The organism is Kitasatospora sp. NPDC047058 (assembly GCF_040643935.1).
GTDB lineage: Bacteria > Actinomycetota > Actinomycetes > Streptomycetales > Streptomycetaceae > Kitasatospora.
Window position 1 is genome coordinate 1 of sequence record NZ_JBEYVJ010000607.1, and the last position, 3126, is coordinate 3126.

General features: G+C 71.6%; 3 protein-coding genes. 2 read left to right on the top strand and 1 reads right to left on the bottom strand.

Going from position 1 to position 3126, the window contains the following annotated elements; all coding sequences use genetic code 11:
* Positions 1-135 precede the first annotated feature (135 nt).
* Entirely contained in the window at positions 136-429 is a 294-nt protein-coding gene (locus ABZ885_RS38170) for an Ig-like domain repeat protein (protein WP_360199337.1), read from the top strand.
* Between the two features lie 283 nt (positions 430-712).
* On the opposite strand, the gene ABZ885_RS38175 is transcribed toward ABZ885_RS38170, so the two are convergent.
* Positions 713-1429: a hypothetical protein gene (locus ABZ885_RS38175; protein WP_360199339.1), complete on the bottom strand. Its 717-nt coding sequence runs from the start codon at positions 1427-1429 to the stop codon at positions 713-715.
* A gap of 626 nt (positions 1430-2055) precedes the next feature.
* Between ABZ885_RS38175 and ABZ885_RS38180 the strand changes: the two genes are divergently transcribed.
* Positions 2056-2967 carry a S41 family peptidase gene (locus ABZ885_RS38180; protein WP_360199341.1) on the top strand — a complete coding sequence of 304 codons (912 nt, stop codon included), beginning with the start codon at positions 2056-2058 and terminating at the stop codon, positions 2965-2967.
* Positions 2968-3126: the final 159 nt, after the last annotated feature.

Genomic DNA, 3126 nt, shown 5'->3' on the forward strand with positions numbered 1-3126 from the left:
CGTGCACCAGCACCGCACCCGCGCCACCGGCTCGCCGCTGGTCGACACCCGGCTGTTCCGGGACCGGGCCTTCGCCACCGGCCTGCTCGCCCAGCAGCAGGTGGTGGCAAGCCGGTCACCACCTTCCTGAGCGCGATGCCCCAGCGCACCCGCACCGGCGCGCCGGTCGTGCTCAGCGACCTGGTCTGCCCCGGCGGCGGTTCGACCACCCGGCCCACCGGCACCGTCACGTTCACCGACACCACCACCGGCACGACCCTGGGCACCTCACGCCTGGTCCTCTCCCTCGGCAACTGCGCCGCCGCCGGCCTGGTCACCGCATTCCGTACCACCGGCGCCCACACCGTCACCGCCGTCTACAGCGGCGACTCGGTGTACCAGGACAACAGCGGCAACCCCGAAAGCATCGTCGTGACTGTGAACCCCTGATCAGAAACACCGCAGCGCAACCGACCCACACACCACGCACGAGGGCCCCGGCCGGGCCATGGCCGGGGCCCTCACCCTTTCAGCAGCAAGCCCGGCACGGCAGGTGCAGTATTGGACGGCCGGCGGCCGCCGGGCCACGGCGGGAGGGGGCGTTCGAGGGATCGAACGGGATGATCCCGCGGACGCGGCGAACAAGGCCCGGCCGTTCGGACCGCAGGACGTGTGGAGCCGGCCCCGGACCGTTGACTCCCACCACGCCGCCGGCCGTGTGACCCGGCATCGATCAGCCCGCCGACCGCCGCCGCGACCTCGTGCCGAACTCGGGGCGGACCGGCCGTCCCGCCCGCAGGGGAAGAGGGCTGTGCAGCCTGGCCAGGTACCGCCGGTACGCCCGTGCCTCGGCCGAGGTGCCCTCGATGACGTCATGACGGTCGGGGAACGCCACGCCTCGCGCGTCCAGTACACGGGTGTCCGCCCCGAACTGGTCGCCCTGCAGACGGCCGGTCACCAGCCGGTGCCGGTTCCAGGGAATCAACCTGGACCGGCCGGTCACCACCGGGCCGCGGTTGACCTGGAACCACACCTCGCGGCGGTTGCCGAACAGTACGACGCTCTCCCGGAGGTCATGCACGTCGGTGTACACGTCGAAGGCCCAGTCGCCCGGGGCTCCACCCGAGGCGTGGTGCCCCCGGAAGTGATGCATGAACCGGGGCAGGTCGACGGCAGCGCCGAACGGAATCGCCGCGTCGGCGTACGGCTCACCGGCGATGAAATATATTCTGAACTCCAAGCCGTACAGCCGCCCCCGGACCTTCCTCCTGATGCAGAGCGAGAACGTGTCCGCGTCGTCATGGTTCCAGCGGTCCGCGTCACGGACGTGCTCGCTCAGGTAGTCGAACGACAGCGTCTTCCGGTCAGCCAGCAGGCCGGGGATCCGTTCGACCGAGCCGTGCAGCAGGTAGAGGCACATCAGGTCCACCGGATGCGTGTCGTGCGCCATCCGCGTGAAGAATCCATCGGAAAGACCGTCCCGCACAGGTTCCTCCAGCCTTCGCGCCCTCCGCTCTGTTGCGGACAGCCGGGGGGCAAAGGTAGTACTCCAGCCGTAGAGATCGTGATGATGCCGGCCCGCCGCGCCGCAGCCTGCCGGGGCAGGCGGAGTCTGTTCGAAGGGGCGCAGGGGTGACGGGACCGGTTTCGAGGCCGTCGGCGGCGACGCCGGCCGAGGTGATGCGGGCGCGGGCCGAGACGGAGGTGAACCTCCCGGCTCCGCTGGTGGGACTGTGGAGCGTGAGGAACGGCCTCCTCACCGAGTCCGGTGTCGCCGTGTACTCGGCAGGGGACGTCGGTGAACGCAACGCCACCTACTGGTGCGCACGCACCCGGAAACCGGGGTTGGTACCGGCAACGCCGCCCTTGTGCGCTGCCGGCCGCGCGGCGAGTCGGTTGATCGTCGGCGGCCGGCCGCTCAGGGCGGAGAGCAGGCGCCGGCAAATCGGGTGGGCGAGTGCGGTGTGCTGCGGAGGCGTGCTGATCCACTGGACGTCCCCGTCCGACTGGTGACGTACCAGATCAAGCGTCAAGTGCGTTTGACGCTTCGGCACGTCGCTGGTCTACTCCCCTCCCATGACCTCCGCCACATCATCACCCGCGCTGGACACCGTCGCCGTCGTCGAGTCGATCGCCGACCTGGTCGCCGGGAACTACGTCTTCCCCGACGTCGCCCGGCAACTGGCATCCCTGCTGCGGAGCCGGAATGCCGAGGGCTCCTACCGGGCCGAATCCGCGCAGGAGTTGGCCGAGGCGGTCACCGCGGACCTGCAGTCCGTCAACGGCGACCTGCACCTGGCCCTCAAGTACCACGCCGTGCCGGTGCCGCGTGAACGGGGCGAGGCGGTACTCGCCGCCATGCGGAGGGAATTCGACGCCTCCCTGAGCGGTGTTCCGCGCGTGGAGCTCCTCGACCACGGCGTCGCGGTCCTCGAGATCGCACCCAAGATGTTCCCGCTGGACTGGGTGGCGCAGCCACTGGCCGCGGCGCTCTCACTGGTGGCACCCGCCCGCGCCCTCGTCCTGGACCTGCGCCGCAACAGCGGTGGCGATCCCGACACGGTCGCCTTCGTCTGCGGCTACCTGCTCGACGGCCGCACCCACCTCAACACCATCGTCTCGCGGCAGGGGGAGAGGGCCGACCAGTCCTGGACGCCCCCGTTCGTCCCGGGTGCCCGCTTCGGCGCCGACAAGCCGCTCTACGTCCTGACGAGTGGGAACACCTTCTCCGCGGGCGAGGAGCTCGCCTACGACCTGCAGCAGCTCGGGCGCGCCGAGGTCGTCGGGGAGGCCACCCGGGGCGGCGCGCACCCGCGCGACGGCTGGACGGTGCACCCCCACCTCGAGCTCAGCGTGCCCGTCGCCCGCGCGGTCAACCCGGTCTCCGGCACCAACTGGGAGGGCACGGGTGTCCGGCCCGACGTGCCGTGCGACGCCGAGGCGGCACTCGACCGCGCACTGTCCCTGGCCGCGGCACGCTTGACCTGACTCCCCGCTCCTGAACCCCGTCCCTGGCGACGGCGGGGATCCCGCACTGATCGCAGCCCACCCGAGGGCCGGGTTTCACCGCGGGCGGTCCGGCCGCCGCCGTGGTGGGCATCGCCGGGTGCGCGGCCGTGGCGTGGCGGGCGGGGACCCGCCCGCCAC

Bases quoted from the DNA above. Each gene is read 5' to 3' on its own strand.
- ABZ885_RS38170 (WP_360199337.1), top strand. From the start codon at position 136: ATGCCCCAGCGCACCCGCACCGGCGCGCCGGTCGTGCTCAGCGACCTG.
- ABZ885_RS38175 (WP_360199339.1), bottom strand. From the start codon at position 1,429: ATGGCGCACGACACGCATCCGGTGGACCTGATGTGCCTCTACCTGCTG.
- ABZ885_RS38180 (WP_360199341.1), top strand. From the start codon at position 2,056: ATGACCTCCGCCACATCATCACCCGCGCTGGACACCGTCGCCGTCGTC.